Below are 13,901 nucleotides of genomic sequence, written 5' to 3' on the forward strand. Positions count from 1 at the left end.
AATGTTACATCTTTTTTTAGTCTAAAATGTTATCTTTTATAAATAATTGATTATGTTTATATTAATTAAATCATTACGACTATTATGAAAAAGAAACTATATCTATTTGCTATTGCAAGTTTATTTGCAACATCTACCATGTTTGCGCAAACTTCTAAAACTTTTGTCATAGATGCTGGACATGGCGGTTTTGATAAAGGTTCAAATAATGGAAATATTGTAGAAAGTGAATATTCTTTAGAATTGGCTCAAAAAATTCAACAATTAGCTAAAAAGAAAAATATCAATGTTATTTTAACGAGAGATGGGAATGATTTTCTTGATTTACAATCTCGTGTTGATAAAATGCATGAATTGAATCCTGAATTGATTATCTCTTTACATTTGAACAACGCGATGAATAATAGCTTGAAAGGTGCCGAAGTTTTCATTAAAAAAGATAATACAGACTCTCATACAGAGAAAATTGGAACTGAATTAGCACAATTAGTTAGTATCAATTCAATCGAAAATAGAGGCTTGAAAAAGGCTAACTTTAAAATATTAAGAGATTCTAAAGTACCAACTTTTCTAATCGAATTAGGTTTCGCAAGTAATCCTACTGATGCCGAAACTTTGAAAAGTGCTTATCATAAAAATCAATTAGCAGAAAAAATTGTACAATTTTTAGAGAATTATCAATCGATATAAAACGAAAAAAAGGACTTCAAATTGAAGTCCTTTTTTATATTTATTTTCAAATTATTTTAATCACAATTTCCGTCTACATCACAAGAAGCACCATTTTGCAGTTGATCCAAATGATCTTTTTCGTAAGCCTGTGTCAAAGCAGAAACGAAATACTCGACAGGTTGAGCACCAGAAAGTGCATATTTACGGTCAATTACGAAAAACGGAACGCCAGAAACACCAATATTACGTGCATCTAAAATATCCGAAGCAACTTCAAAAACATTTGCATCAGAATTTAGCATTTCGAGAACTTCGGTTTTGTTCAAACCAATTTCTTCACCCAATTCAGCCAAAACTTCATAATCAGCTACATTTTTACCTTCAGTAAAATACGCTTTAAAAAGTCTTTCTTCTGCTTCCGAACCTTTTCCATTCGCTTGCGCAAAATGAATCAATCGATGAGCATCTCCTGTATTGACAACTTTAGAATTTTGTTGTTGAAAATCAATTCCAACAGCTTTTCCCATTTCAGCCAATTGATTATTCATTGCCGAAACTTGTTCTTCCGAAATTCCTTTTGCTTCGATCAAATAATCATTCACAGAAGTAATTTCAGTTTTTGATAAATCAGGATTTAACTGAAAACTTTTCCATTCAACCTGTATTTTATCTTGATAAGGAATTTGCGTTAGAGCTTGTTCAAAATGTTTTTTTCCGATGTAACAGAACGGACACATTACATCCGACCAGATTTCAATTTTCATATGGAAATTTTTGGTGTAAAAGTTTGTAAAAATACGCTTTTTATTTGAATGGATTCGGTTATTTTTCGGTTAATTTAATCTTGAAAAATTATTAACAAAATCTTGAAAAATAATCGTGCTAAATTGAGTTTTAAATTTGTTTAAGACAAGGTTTAAATTACCTTTGCAGTGAACCAAGATAAGATGATTAGTTTCATTTTTATTCCAAAACAAATAACGAACAAACAATATGTCAACACACGTAGTAGTCGGTCTTCAATGGGGTGACGAGGGAAAAGGAAAAATTACAGATGTATTAGCCGAAAAATCGGATTATGTTGTACGCTACCAAGGTGGTAACAACGCTGGTCATACGGTATATGTAGGCGATGATAAATTTGTCTTACACTTATTACCTTCTGGAGTTTTACAATGCAAAGGAAAATGTATTATTGCGAATGGTGTCGTAGTAAATCCTGAAGCTTTTTTTGCAGAAACTGAACAATTAGAAGCAAAAGGTTATTCTACAGATCACGTTTTTATCTCGAGAAGAGCGCATATCATTATGCCTTATCACATTTTGTTAGACGAATATCGTGAAGAATTTGCAGGAAAAGATAGTCAAATTGGTACAACAAAACGCGGAATTGGTCCTTGTTATGAAGATAAAGTAGCTCGTGTTGGTATTCGTGCAATTGATTTATTAAATCCTGAGGTTTTAGCAGAAAAAATCAAAGAAAATTTAGTGGTTAAAAATGCTTTATTCGAAAAATTATTCAATAAAGAGCCATTAAAATTCGAAGATATTTACGAAAAATATTTAGCTTACGGAGAGCGTTTGAAAGAACGTATCATGGATTCTGAATTAGAAATCAATCATGCGATTGACGAAGGTAAAAATGTATTATTCGAGGGTGCACAAGCATTAATGTTAGACATCGATTTTGGTACATATCCATTCGTTACATCATCTTCTCCTACAACTGGTGGAGTTTGCGTTGGTGCTGGAGTTCCTCCTACAAAATTGAAAAATTTGATCGGAGTTTCGAAAGCATATTGTACACGCGTTGGTAACGGTCCTTTCCCTACAGAATTGGACAACGAATTAGGAGAACAAATTCGTCAAGTTGGTCACGAATTCGGAGCTTCAACAGGTCGTCCACGCCGCACAGGTTGGTTAGATTTAGTAGCATTGAAACACGCTTGTATGATTAACGGAATTACACATTTAGTGATTACTAAATTAGATGTAATGTCGAATATTGATACAGTAAAAGTTTGTACAGGTTACAAAACAGAAGATAGAAAAATCATTGATTATTTTACTTCTTCTACAACTAAATTAGCTGATTACGAAGCACAATACGACGAATTACCAGGATGGAAAGAAGATATTACGAACGTAAAATCTTTTGATGAGTTACCGAAGACAGCGCAAGACTACATCCACTATATTGAGAAATACTTAGGAATCGAAGTTTATTTAGTTTCGGTTGGACCAGAGCGTTCTCAAAACATTATTAGAACAACTTTATTTTAATAAATTAAATAGTATAGCCTGACTTTTTTGTTGGGCTATAACTTTATGAGATATTTTTATGAACGAAATTTTAGAACGATTAAAACAATTGAATTTAGGTATAGATTCTATCGTCCCAATAAAAGGTGGTGATATTAACGATGCTTTTCGATTAGAATCGTTTGATAAAAAATATTTTTTAAAGGTAAATTCCGCAAACAACTTTCCTCATCTTTTCAAGAAAGAAGCACGTGCTTTAGAAGCCATCAAAAAGACCAAAACATTTTCGGTTCCGAAAGTGGTAAATGTTGGCGAAGCTGGAAAAGATTTTCAATATTTATTATTAGAATGGATGGAAACCTCTACTCCAACTGTTGTAAATTGGGAAAACTTAGGAAAAAATTTAGCAAAACTTCATCAAAATACAAGTAAACAATTTGGTTGGTCAGAAGATAATTACATTGCAATTGTCGTTCAGCCAAATAGTTTAACAGATTCTTGGAGCGAATTTTATGCAAAAAATCGCATCATACCAATGATGAAACTACTGCAAAACAAACAATTAATCAATTCAAAACAAATAAAATCTGCAGAGAATTTATGTAAACAATTGAATTCGATATTTCCAGAAGAAAAGCCAGCTTTATTGCATGGAGATTTTTGGAACGGAAATATTTTAGCCAACAAAAAAGGTGAATTCTCGGTTATAGATCCTGCAATTTATTATGGTCATCGCGAAATGGATTTGGCTATTGCAAAGCTTTTTGGAGGATTTGATGATGTATTTTTTGATGCTTATCACGAAAATAATCCTTTAGCACCAAATTTCGAAGAGCGTTTACCGATTGCACAATTATTTCCATTGCTGATACACGCTTACCTTTTCGAAGGTTATTATGTGAAAGATGTGCAAACCATTTTGAAAAAATTTTAAAAAACAAAACAAACAAATACAATGAACAAGTATCAAAATCCTTTAGAATCGAGATATTGTAGCGACGAAATGCTATATATCTTTTCTCCTGAGAAAAAATTTACAACATGGAGACAGCTTTGGATTGCTTTAGCAGAAATTGAAAAGGAACTTGGATTAGATATTACAGACGAACAAATTCAAGAGTTAAAAGATAACGCAACTAATATTGATTATGATGTTGCTGCGGCTTACGAAAAGAAATTTCGTCACGATGTAATGGCTCACGTGCACACGTACGGAGATGTTGCACCAAGTGCAAAAGCGATTATTCACTTAGGTGCTACTTCAGCTTTTGTTGGCGATAACACAGATTTGATTCAGATTCGTGATGGATTTCAACACGTAAAAGGACAATTAATCAATGTGATTGATGGTTTAGCGAAATTTGCACGTCAATACAAAGATTTACCAACTTTAGGATTTACACATTTCCAACCAGCACAATTAACAACAGTTGGAAAACGTGCAACACTTTGGTTACAATCTGTTTTATTAGATTTAGAAGAATTAGAATTCAGAATAGATACATTACGTTTTCGTGGAGTAAAAGGAACAACTGGTACAGCGGCTTCTTTCAAAGAATTATTTGATGGAGATTACCAAAAAGTAAAAACATTAGACAAAAAATTGTCTGAACGATTCGGATTCAAAAATGTTTTTGCAGTTTCTGGACAAACTTACGATCGTAAAATTGATGCACAAGCATTAGAATTATTATCAAACATTGCTCAATCTGCACATAAATTCACAAACGACTTACGTTTATTACAAAATTTAAAAGAGATTGAAGAACCTTTCGAGAAAAATCAAATTGGATCTTCTGCAATGGCATATAAACGCAACCCTATGCGTTCTGAGCGTATAGCTTCTTTAGCGAAATACGTGATGTCTTTGGCAACTTCTCCTGCAATGGTTGCGTCTACGCAATGGTTCGAAAGAACGTTAGATGATTCTGCCAACAAACGTTTAGCGGTTCCTCAAGCTTTCTTAGCGATTGATGCAATTTTAATCATTTGGAACAATATTTTAGATGGTTTAGTCGTTTATCCTAAAATCATCGAGAAGCATATCGCAGAGGAATTACCATTTATGGCAACTGAATACATCATTATGGAAGGTGTTAAAAATGGTGGAGATCGTCAAGAATTACACGAAATTATTCGTACACACTCTATGGAAGCTGCAAAACAAGTGAAAATGGAAGGAAAATCTAACGATTTGATTGAGCGTATTATTGCTGATGATAATGTGAAGATTGATAAAGAAAAATTAGTCGAATTATTAGATCCGAAAAACTTTACAGGATTTGCTTCTGAGCAAACAGAAGAGTTCTTAAAAGATTTGGTTGATCCAATTATCGAAGAAAATAAAGCACTTTTAGGCGCTCATACAGACCTTAAAGTGTAAACACGCTTAAGACAAACACATGAAACAAAAAAAAGACTTCCGAATTGGAAGTCTTTTTTTAATTTTAACCTTTAATCAATTTCAATCAATGAGAAAATTCTTTCTGCTTTTTGCACTTATTTGTTCTTTTCAACTATTTGGACAAATCAAATATATTACGAATAAAGAATTTACTGTACAAGGAAAAGCCTTTGATAATACGCCTTTTTATCATAGAATCGATACCAACAAATACACAAATCTTCCCGAAAAAGTAAAAGGTTTATTTACTGCTCCCGCTGGATTATATGTTACATTCAAATCGAATACATCGCAAATAAAACTAGATTGGACAACTCGTTCTACTTATTTGGGTGCGAATACAACTGGAATTATGGCGCGTGGATTGGATTTGTATATCAAAGAAAACGGAAAGTGGGTTTTTGCGGGTGCGGCTTTACCAAATCAGCAAAATATCAAAAGTGAATATGATATTGTCAAGAATTTATCTAAAACAGAAAAGGAATTCATGCTTTATTTACCACTTTGGAACGAAATTACAGACTTAAAAATAGGAATTGATGCATCTGCTAATTTTATCAATCAACCGATTGTATATAAAAAGAAAATCGTGGTTTATGGTTCGAGCATTGTGCAAGGTGCGTCGGCAAGTCGTCCTGGAATGAATTATCCATCAATTTTAACACGAAAAACTGGTTATGAATTCATTAATCTTGGTTTGAGTGGAAATGCTAAAATTGAAATTGAATTAGCTGAAATGATTAAAGATATTCAAGGGGTTGATTTGTTTATCTTAGATTGTGTTCCGAATAGTTCACCCGAAGAAATCAAAAGTAGAACAATTCCATTCGTCAAATTACTCCGAAAATATCATCCAAAAACACCTATTTTGATGGTAGAAAGCTTGATTCGACCAATGAGTAAATTTGATTTAACAGCTCACGAAAATATGACAAGACAAAATCAAACCTATCGCGCCCAATACGATGCATTGATAAAAGAAGGTGTAAAAGATTTATATTTATTGAAAGGTGATAATTTAATTGGTTCGGATAACGAAGGTTCTACAGACGGAATTCATCCAAATGATTTAGGTTTTAGCAGATTATCAGAAGCAATTGAGAAAAAAGTAAATGAGATTTTGAGTAAGAAATAGATCAATACTTAACTCCGATTTTACGTAAAATAAAACCTAACAACCAAATTGGTCCGACCAACAGAAATTGTAAATCCTTAAGAAAACTTGGCTTCTTCCCTTCTATTTTGTGACCTACAAATTGCAGAATCCATGTAATGATAAAAACTACTAAATAAACTATCCAAGATTTTGTACCGAATTGAAGATTGCACAACGAAATAAAATATTCCATAATCAACATTAGAAAAATCATAATAATACCAACGACAACCGATAATCTAAAATAAAAGATTGAAACAATTACCAACGCAATAATTGACGCAATGCTCATATAACCAAAGTTCTGTACATACAAATGCGGTGTTGGAATGTAGGAAATAAAACCAAGAATCGTCCAAAAGATGAGTGGAACACAAATCCAATGAATGGTTTTGTTTGTCCCATTTTGATGACTTTCTCCATATTCACTAAAAAGTTCTTCTATTTTTCTCATTTTGGATGATTTTATATTAAATATAAATTAAAATTAGATAAGATCTAAAAATTATAAATAAGTTTAATAACTCAATATAGTAATTCATATATTTGAAAGCAATATTCAAAATAGAATTTTAATAAAATATGATTATCAGAACTGATGAAAAATTAAAACTTGAAGTTAAAAAAATTTTCATTGATAAGTGGAAGACAGATTATATGATTTCAAAATATAAAATTCATTATGTCGATAATTTGGAATCATTTGTTTATTTAGAAAATAACACAATTGTAGGGCTTTTAACTTTTGTTATTGAAAATAATGAAATAGAAATTGTTTCATTAGATAGCTTTAAAGAAAATAATGGAATTGGTTCTCTTTTAATTAACGAAATAATAAAATATTATAAGATTAATAATTTTAAAAAAGTTTGGTTAGTAACTACAAATGATAATTTACATGCATTGAAATTTTATCAAAAAAGAAATTTCAATATTTCTAATATTTACTTAAATGCAGTTAATAAAGCAAGAGAGATTAAACCCTCTATACCTAAAAATGGCTATGATGACATTCCTATCTTACACGAAATCGAATTAACTTATTTATAAAATGATTTTATACGAGAAAGCCAACATCTAGATGTTGGCTTTCTCGTATACTTTGGAGCAACGACTCGTGAAAAGAAACACGAAGTGTTGATCTATATTATAAAAATTTTAAGCTTGCATGACAAAAATTGCGGGACGTTTATGAAAATCATACTTTTCATTTTTCCACTCTTTGATAGATAACGTGCGGATATCTTCGTCCTCTAATGTAATGTGACACGCAACACAAATTTTAGTTTCAGCACGAAGAATTTTCGTTAAATCGTCAACCATTTGATTGTTGCGATACGGCGTTTCCATAAAAATTTGAGCAATTCCTGTTTTCGCACTTTCAGCTTCTAAATGTGCCAATTTCTTTTTACGTTCCGTTTTATCGATTGGTAAATAACCGTGAAAAGCAAAGTTTTGACCATTCATTCCAGAAGCCATCAACGCCAACAAAATAGACGACGGACCAATCAAAGGCACTACCTTAATGCGTTTCTGTTGCGCAACTTTTACCAACTGCGCACCTGGATCTGCAACCGCAGGCAAACCAGCTTCGGAAATAATTCCGATTGTTTTGTTTTGATCCAATAATTTGATCAAATCTAACATTTCTTCTGGCTCTGTATCTTTGTTTAGAATATAAATATCTAAATCGGCTTGAACTTTTTCGGGGCAAACTTGTTTGATAAATTTACGTGCAGATTTTTCATTTTCTACCACAAACGTATCAATTGCTCGAATAACGTCAAGATTGTATAAAGGCAATACTCTACTGTGTTCGCTTTCACCTAAAAGTGAAGGGATCAAATAAACTTTAGCCGTTTTCATTGTATAATTTTAAAGATTGTATTTTTTGATGACTCCGTCTGTGGCTTCATCTAATAATTGATAAACATGCTCGAAAGCATCTTCACCATCGTAGTAAGGATCAGGCACATTTTGCGTTTGCCCTATTCCATCTTTCAAAATCAATTTAATTTTGCTTTGCTCCTCTTCACTTCGAGCTAATTGTTGCAAATCGATTAAATTTTGTTCATCCATTGCAAAGATTAAATCAAACTCATCGAAAAAAACTGGATTGAAATGCATCGCACGTTGATCAGAAATATCAACACCATATTTTTTAGCAACCGCAACCGAGCGTCTATCTGGCTGTTCTCCAACATGCCAATCGCCTGTACCAGCAGAATCTACCAAATGATTGTCACCAACCTTTGTTTGTAAAATTCCTTCTGCCAACGGAGAACGACAAATATTACCTAAACAAACCATCAGAATTTTCATTGAAAAAGTATTTATAGATTAATCTGCAATTTTACGTGAAATATCTTCGATATAACCACGGAATTGCTTATCCGTTTCTTGTAAATTTTTCACTGTTTTACAAGCATGTAAAACTGTTGCGTGATCACGTTTACCTATTTGCGTACCAATACTTGCCAACGACGCTTTTGTATATTGTTTTGCAAAATACATTGCTAATTGACGCGCTTGTACCACATCACGTTTACGTGTTTTTGACTGAATATCTTCAATCTTCACTTTAAAGTATTCACAAACTGTTTTCTGAATGTAATCAATCGAGATTTCTTTGCGAGCTGTTTGTACTAATTTTGATAACGTACGTGCTGTTAAATCTAACGTAATTTCACGTTTATTCAATGTTGCTTGCGCAATGATTGAATTTAATGAACCTTCTAATTCACGCACATTTGTATCAATATTTTGTGCGATATAATCCATTACTTCATCAGGGAATTCGATACCATCGTTTTCTAATTTTTGTTTCAGAATAGAAAGACGTGTATTGTAATCAGGATTTTGTAAATCGGCTGATAATCCCCATTTGAAACGAGAAATCAAACGATCTTCCATATCTTGAATATCTGCTGGAGATTTATCCGAAGTCAAAATAATCTGATTTCCTCTTTGATGTAAATGGTTAAATATATGAAAGAAAACTTCTTGCGTTTTTGCTTTTCCAGATAAAAACTGAATATCATCCATAATCAAAACGTCAATCATTTGATAAAAGTGAATGAAATCATTTTGATTATTATTTTTTACAGCTTCTATAAATTGTTGTGTAAATTTCTCAGTTGAAACATACAAAACAGTTTTCTCTGGATGTAAATCTTTTACTTCTAAACCTATCGCATGCACCAAATGAGTTTTTCCTAATCCTACTCCACCATAGATGAATAGAGGATTGAACGAAGTCCCTCCTGGGCGTTTGGCAATCGCACGACCAGCCGCACGAGCTAATCGATTTGATTCTCCTTCGATAAAATTATTGAATGTATAATTATGATTTAATTGCGAATCAATTTTTAATTTTTGCAATCCTGGAATAACGAAAGGATTCATCATTTTACCAGCTTGCAAATTAATTGGCGCTTCTACCTCTTGTGGGCGAGGTTTTTCTTTGTTCGAACTTGGAATACGTACCGTAAATGGCTCACGTCCTTGCGACTTTTGATCCATCAAAATACTGTATACCAATTTTGCATCAGAACCTAATTCTTTTTGTAAGGCACTTTTTAAAATTTTGATATAATGCTCCTCTAACCATTCGTAAAAAAATTTACTTGGTACTTGTATTGTTAAAACATTATTATTTAGTTTGCCCGGACGTATCGGTACAAACCAAGTATTGAAGGCATCTTCCGCAATGTTGTCTTTTATAAAAGACAAGCATTTTTCCCACACAGAATTTGCAGTTATCGTCATAATATTGTCCAAAAGTGCTTAAGTTTTAATGTAAATTACTGAAAGTCAATGTTAAATTTTCATCAACCCTTCTCTACAAAATTGTGAACAAATTTTGAATAAAAAAAATGATTTAGGTATTGATATATTAAAAAATACTTTGTATAATTCAAAAATATCAATAAGTAGTTTTAGATAAAATAAAAGTACTACAAAGATAATCTTTTCGGACATATTTTGGCTTATAAAACTAATAATTCATATTTTTGTATCACTATGGAAATTACACAAGAAAAAATTGACTTCGCAATTATCAAAGTAGAAAATCATTTAAATGATTTGGGCATCAAAAATAATTTTTCTCTTTTACGAATTGAACAAGGTGAAGAAGAAAATGTAAGGACTTTTTATTATGAAATAGCAAATCCTACTTTCAAAACGATTATTCAAATTCAATACGATTTCTTAAAAGAAGAGCAAAAAGATTCTTCGCAAACTTCTTTTAGTTGGATGGATTACAAAAAAATTACTGAATAGACTTTTTCATTTTTTATATAATTAATGATAAAGTCTTTTTTTTGTTCTCTACTTTTGAAGATTAAAATGATGTTTTAGAAAATTATGGAGAAGATAGAACAAACCGAACAATTAAATGTTTTTCGCACCAAAACTCGTATTCTGTATAAACACACCGATCAAATGAAAGTGGTTTATTACGGAAACTATCCTGAGTTTTATGAAATTGGTCGTGTAGAATTGATGCGTGAGCGTGGTTTTCCTTATGCCGAATTGGAAGCAATGGGAATTCAGATGCCAATTATCGAAATGCATACTAAATATATTGGTAGTGCTTTGTACGATGAATTAATCGAAATTGAAACTACAGTTCATGAGCGTGACAAAGGTGTTCGCATTCGATTTGATTACAATATATATAATGAAGCGGAAAAAATAATTAATCAAGGATACACTATTTTATGTTGTATTGATGCCGAAACTCGTCGTCCTGTTCGTATTCCAGAACGTATTTGGACAAGTTTAGGTTTATAATATTATTTAGAATGATTAATTATTCGTTAAAACAAATTCTTGCACATGATTTCTCATTAAATTTGTTCCTTAACAAAACATGATTAAAAACGAATGTCAACACTTCAAGAAAAAATCAATCAAACGATTGTAGACGTTATCGATTTTCCAAAAGAAGGAATTGTCTACAAAGACATTACTCCATTGTTCTTAAATCCTGAACTTTCGGACGAAATTGTAGACGCTTTTGTAGAAAAAGCAAAAGGTAAAGTGGATATTGTTTGTGGAATTGAAAGCCGAGGATTTTTATACGGAATTCAGATTGCACAAAAATTAAAAGTCCCTTTTGTATTAATTCGTAAAGCTGGTAAATTACCTCCTCCAACAATTAGTCAATCGTATGATTTGGAATATGGACAAGCAACGATAGAAGTAAATTCGAATTACATCAAAGATGGTGCGCGAGTTTTAATTCACGATGATGTTTTGGCAACTGGTGGAACTGCCGAAGCTTGTGCTAAATTGGTAGAAAAATGTGGCGGAAAAACAACACAATTTTCTTTTATTGTTGATTTGACTTTCTTAAACGGAAAAGATAAATTAACCTCTTTTACAACTGATATTGTTACTTTAACAGAATATTAAACTAAAAACTCCGTTCAAAATTTTTGAGCGGAGTTTTTTATTTTTTAGGCGCTATAATCACTTCTGGTGCTCTTTCATTCCCGATATCCAACAAAGCTTTTATATTCGCTAAAATCTCTCTAAAACTCTGTTTACCTTCCGTTTTATAAGGTCCGCTATCTGCATTATATCCAATACAATCTAATCCGAAAACTTTTCCTAAGAAAAGCGCTCTTTTGAGATGATAAGATTGAGAAATTAAAATCACTTTATCAAATTGATAAATATTTTTGGTTCTATAAATCGTGCTATACGTGTCCAAACCTGCCCCATCGAGATAAGTATCTTCAATTTTGACACCTCTATCCAACAAGTATTTTTCCATCACGTCAATTTCATTAAAATTCTCGTGAAGTTTTTCTCCAGAAAGTAAAATTACATCCACTTGATCTTCTTTGTAAAGTCGAATTGCAGCATCCAAACGATCTTTCAAAAAACGAGTTGGTTGTCCATTAGCTTGAACTTTTGCACCAAAAACAACTGCCACACGATAATCTGACGGAATATTTCCTTGATAATTGTAAATGTAATACGAAGTAAAAATCTGAATAATCAATGCAACAATCAAAGTAAAAACCGCTATTAATCCAACGATAAACATACTTTTACGCATTACAAATCTTCCTATTTTTACAAGTTTACTCAACTATCTTTTGCTTTAAAAAATTTTAACATTCAAAAGTCTATAAGTTTAGTGATATTTAAAAATTATAAATGTGAAAATTATTTTAAATTTTTCATCGTAATTTTAGAGAATGAATGAGATTGAGTTAAGAACAGTTACCGTTGAACGCTATTTGCAACCTTTGCGCGAAGATGGTTCTTTGCCTGCACTAGCTGATGCAGATGACGGTTTTAAATATGTTTTGAAATTTAAAGGTGCTGGTCATGGCCCTCGCATGCTGATTTCTGAATTGTTAGGAGGAGAAATTGCACGTGTTTTAGGATTTAAAGTTCCTGAATTAGTTTTTGCAAATTTGGACGAATATTTTGGTCAATCCGAAGCTGATGAAGAAATTCAGGATTTGTTAAAATTTAGCGAAGGAACTAATTTGGCTTTGCATTATTTATCTGGTGCAATCAATTATGATCCTGCTGTGATGAAAATTGATGATAAATTATCTTCGCAAATCGTTTGGTTAGATGCATTTTTGACGAATGTAGATCGTACTTTTCGTAATACAAATATGTTGATGTGGTACAAAGAATTGTGGTTGATAGATCATGGTGCATCTTATTATTTTCATCATTCGTGGGACAATTGGGAAAAAGCGGCTCTTGCTCCTTTTACACCAATTAAAGACCATGTTTTATTGAAAAATACGACAAAACTTGAAGAAGTTGATGCAGAATTTAAAGCGATTTTGAATGATGAAATAATTGATAGAATTGTCGATTTGATTCCTGATGAATGGTTAGAAACAGAAGTTACACATTCTACTCACGAAGAAATGAGAACGGTTTACAAAACATTTATCAAAACACGATTACAACACACCGAACTTTTTATAAACGAAGCGAACAATGCCAGAAAAAATCTTATATGAGTATGCAATTCTTCGTTTAGTTCCGAAAGTTGAACGCGAAGAATTTATCAATGTTGGAGTGATTTTATTTTCTAAAAAAGAAGATTATTTGAAAGTAAAATATTTTATTAATGATAATAGAATTAATGCTTTTTGCCACGAATTAGACCTTGATTTTATTGACAGTAATTTGAATGCTTTGTCTAAAATTGCCGAAGGAATTCATCCCGAATCTGCTGTCTCTAATTTCGAAACGCCAGAACGTTTTCGCTGGTTAACAGCTGTCAGAAGTTCGTCTATTCAAAGTTCTCGTCCGCATCCAGGTAAAACAACAAACCTTGATAAAACCTTGGATCGATTATTTAAAGAACATGTTTTGTAAAAGTTAAATACTTAAAAACGAATGTTTTAAAAATATTTT

At 31.9% G+C, this 13,901-nt stretch carries 17 protein-coding genes; 11 read left to right on the plus strand and 6 right to left on the minus strand.

Annotation, left to right across the window (positions count from 1 at the left end; genetic code table 11):
* Nucleotides 1-84: 84 nt before the first annotated feature.
* Nucleotides 85-690, plus strand: a complete 606-nt coding sequence (locus tag HXZ74_RS11440) for an N-acetylmuramoyl-L-alanine amidase (protein WP_114999893.1) — start codon at nt 85-87, stop codon at nt 688-690.
* A 56-nt stretch (nt 691-746) separates the two neighbouring features.
* Here HXZ74_RS11440 and HXZ74_RS11445 read toward each other — a convergent pair whose 3' ends face one another.
* The gene (locus HXZ74_RS11445) at nt 747-1,436 is read right to left on the minus strand and encodes a DsbA family oxidoreductase (RefSeq protein WP_286475525.1); all 690 of its coding nucleotides are present in this window, start codon (nt 1,434-1,436) and stop codon (nt 747-749) included.
* 229 nt (nt 1,437-1,665) lie between these two features.
* Here HXZ74_RS11445 and HXZ74_RS11450 point away from each other — a divergent pair, with 229 nt between their 5' ends.
* The 4 genes from HXZ74_RS11450 to HXZ74_RS11465 all read left to right on the plus strand — a co-directional run bounded on the left by HXZ74_RS11450 (nt 1,666) and on the right by HXZ74_RS11465 (nt 6,473).
* The gene (locus HXZ74_RS11450) at nt 1,666-2,955 is read left to right on the plus strand and encodes an adenylosuccinate synthase (RefSeq protein ID WP_114999889.1); all 1,290 of its coding nucleotides are present in this window, start codon (nt 1,666-1,668) and stop codon (nt 2,953-2,955) included.
* A gap of 58 nt (nt 2,956-3,013) precedes the next feature.
* Complete coding sequence (locus tag HXZ74_RS11455; RefSeq protein WP_114999887.1) at nt 3,014-3,868, plus strand: fructosamine kinase family protein; 855 nt, start codon at nt 3,014-3,016, stop codon at nt 3,866-3,868.
* Nucleotides 3,869-3,889: 21 nt separating this feature from the next.
* Complete coding sequence (purB, locus tag HXZ74_RS11460; RefSeq protein ID WP_038333596.1) at nt 3,890-5,317, plus strand: adenylosuccinate lyase; 1,428 nt, start codon at nt 3,890-3,892, stop codon at nt 5,315-5,317.
* A gap of 88 nt (nt 5,318-5,405) precedes the next feature.
* Nucleotides 5,406-6,473, plus strand: a complete 1,068-nt coding sequence (locus HXZ74_RS11465; RefSeq protein WP_286475527.1) for an SGNH/GDSL hydrolase family protein — start codon at nt 5,406-5,408, stop codon at nt 6,471-6,473.
* A 1-nt stretch (nt 6,474) separates the two neighbouring features.
* Here the strand turns inward: HXZ74_RS11465 and HXZ74_RS11470 are convergent, their stop codons facing one another.
* Nucleotides 6,475-6,948, minus strand: a complete 474-nt coding sequence (locus HXZ74_RS11470; protein WP_280062011.1) for an Mpo1 family 2-hydroxy fatty acid dioxygenase — start codon at nt 6,946-6,948, stop codon at nt 6,475-6,477.
* Nucleotides 6,949-7,076: 128 nt separating this feature from the next.
* Here HXZ74_RS11470 and HXZ74_RS11475 point away from each other — a divergent pair, with 128 nt between their 5' ends.
* On the plus strand, nt 7,077-7,544 hold the full coding sequence (locus HXZ74_RS11475) for a GNAT family N-acetyltransferase (protein ID WP_286475528.1): 468 nt from the start codon (nt 7,077-7,079) through the stop codon (nt 7,542-7,544).
* 108 nt (nt 7,545-7,652) lie between these two features.
* Here the strand turns inward: HXZ74_RS11475 and HXZ74_RS11480 are convergent, their stop codons facing one another.
* The 3 genes from HXZ74_RS11480 to dnaA are packed head-to-tail and all read right to left on the minus strand — an operon-like array spanning nt 7,653 to nt 10,262.
* Nucleotides 7,653-8,360 (minus strand): SAM-dependent methyltransferase, encoded by a 708-nt coding sequence (locus HXZ74_RS11480; RefSeq protein WP_280045733.1) that lies wholly within the window; start codon nt 8,358-8,360, stop codon nt 7,653-7,655.
* 9 nt (nt 8,361-8,369) lie between these two features.
* On the minus strand, nt 8,370-8,816 hold the full coding sequence (locus HXZ74_RS11485; protein WP_280045732.1) for a low molecular weight protein-tyrosine-phosphatase: 447 nt from the start codon (nt 8,814-8,816) through the stop codon (nt 8,370-8,372).
* An 18-nt stretch (nt 8,817-8,834) separates the two neighbouring features.
* Nucleotides 8,835-10,262, minus strand: coding sequence for a chromosomal replication initiator protein DnaA (dnaA, locus tag HXZ74_RS11490; protein ID WP_038333589.1), 1,428 nt, complete (start codon nt 10,260-10,262; stop codon nt 8,835-8,837).
* A 255-nt stretch (nt 10,263-10,517) separates the two neighbouring features.
* Here dnaA and HXZ74_RS11495 point away from each other — a divergent pair, with 255 nt between their 5' ends.
* From HXZ74_RS11495 to HXZ74_RS11505, 3 genes are all read left to right on the plus strand, one after another.
* The gene (locus HXZ74_RS11495; protein WP_114999876.1) at nt 10,518-10,778 is read left to right on the plus strand and encodes a hypothetical protein; all 261 of its coding nucleotides are present in this window, start codon (nt 10,518-10,520) and stop codon (nt 10,776-10,778) included.
* Nucleotides 10,779-10,862: 84 nt separating this feature from the next.
* On the plus strand, nt 10,863-11,291 hold the full coding sequence (locus HXZ74_RS11500; protein WP_114999874.1) for an acyl-CoA thioesterase: 429 nt from the start codon (nt 10,863-10,865) through the stop codon (nt 11,289-11,291).
* Between the two features lie 93 nt (nt 11,292-11,384).
* Entirely contained in the window at nt 11,385-11,915 is a 531-nt protein-coding gene (locus tag HXZ74_RS11505; RefSeq protein ID WP_114999872.1) for an adenine phosphoribosyltransferase, read from the plus strand.
* A gap of 37 nt (nt 11,916-11,952) precedes the next feature.
* On the opposite strand, the gene HXZ74_RS11510 is transcribed toward HXZ74_RS11505, so the two are convergent.
* Nucleotides 11,953-12,600 (minus strand): SanA/YdcF family protein, encoded by a 648-nt coding sequence (locus HXZ74_RS11510; protein WP_147279974.1) that lies wholly within the window; start codon nt 12,598-12,600, stop codon nt 11,953-11,955.
* A 109-nt stretch (nt 12,601-12,709) separates the two neighbouring features.
* Here HXZ74_RS11510 and HXZ74_RS11515 point away from each other — a divergent pair, with 109 nt between their 5' ends.
* Both HXZ74_RS11515 and HXZ74_RS11520 read left to right on the plus strand, forming a co-directional pair.
* Entirely contained in the window at nt 12,710-13,501 is a 792-nt protein-coding gene (locus HXZ74_RS11515) for a HipA family kinase (RefSeq protein ID WP_286475530.1), read from the plus strand.
* Nucleotides 13,479-13,862, plus strand: coding sequence for a DUF3037 domain-containing protein (locus HXZ74_RS11520; protein ID WP_038333583.1), 384 nt, complete (start codon nt 13,479-13,481; stop codon nt 13,860-13,862). The genes HXZ74_RS11515 and HXZ74_RS11520 overlap by 23 nt, the downstream gene beginning before the upstream one ends.
* The last annotated feature ends 39 nt before the right edge of the window (nt 13,863-13,901 follow it).

The sequence above is a fragment of the Empedobacter sp. R750 genome, from assembly GCF_030324345.1.
Lineage (GTDB): Bacteria > Bacteroidota > Bacteroidia > Flavobacteriales > Weeksellaceae > Empedobacter > Empedobacter falsenii_C.